The sequence below is a fragment of the Vibrio genomosp. F6 genome (assembly GCF_005146325.1).
Taxonomy (GTDB): domain Bacteria; phylum Pseudomonadota; class Gammaproteobacteria; order Enterobacterales; family Vibrionaceae; genus Vibrio; species Vibrio cortegadensis.
Map to the genome: position 1 here is coordinate 1 of NZ_SYUT01000094.1, position 640 is coordinate 640.

Below are 640 nucleotides of genomic sequence, written 5' to 3' on the forward strand. Positions count from 1 at the left end.
CGCAAGAATTGGGCGTTAGGGCTACAAGGAAATTATGGCACTTTATTTTATTATCGAAAACGAAGACCTAATTAATCAGCGAATTAAAATCGGAATCAGTAAAGATCCAGTTAAACGTCTAAAAGCTTTGCAAACGGGGAATTCGAGAAAACTTGCCTTAATGGGTTGGATTGACAGTGGTACTGATCGTGAACTTGAAACACAACTACACAAGAAGTACAAAGAGCAACGTGTAATTGGGGAATGGTTCGAAATAAACCATGAAATTGTACTCGATTTATTAAAAGCGCATAGTCACTGCAGTTATATCAAAAAACAAACTAACGCAGGTGAATTAATCGGTTATGACAGGCATGGGATTCCCGAATATGAAGATACGTGGGAATGGGGAACACTCGATAATTCAGACTATTGTCCTGGGTGCGGTAGTAGTCTAGGACTTAGTTACAATGAAAACTATGGTGGTGAACGCTGTTTAAAGTGTGGTTTCACCGTGTAGTTGCAGCCCTAACAAAGCGTTTAAGACGGATTCCCAACGCTTGGCATTTTCGGTTTGCTTTGAATTTTGTGTTTACGGCACAATGGTTTAGGCAGGGTGCTCTGCGTTGCTCACCACTTAACGCGGCGTTGATATGACCCC

1 protein-coding gene is annotated in these 640 nt (G+C 41.4%); it reads left to right on the top strand.

Annotated elements, in window-relative coordinates; all coding sequences use genetic code 11:
- Positions 1-34: 34 nt before the first annotated feature.
- Positions 35-499, top strand: coding sequence for a GIY-YIG nuclease family protein (locus FCV43_RS19690; RefSeq protein ID WP_136996128.1), 465 nt, complete (start codon positions 35-37; stop codon positions 497-499).
- The last annotated feature ends 141 nt before the right edge of the window (positions 500-640 follow it).

Bases quoted from the DNA above. Each gene is read 5' to 3' on its own strand.
- FCV43_RS19690 (WP_136996128.1), top strand. From the start codon at position 35: ATGGCACTTTATTTTATTATCGAAAACGAAGACCTAATTAATCAGCGA.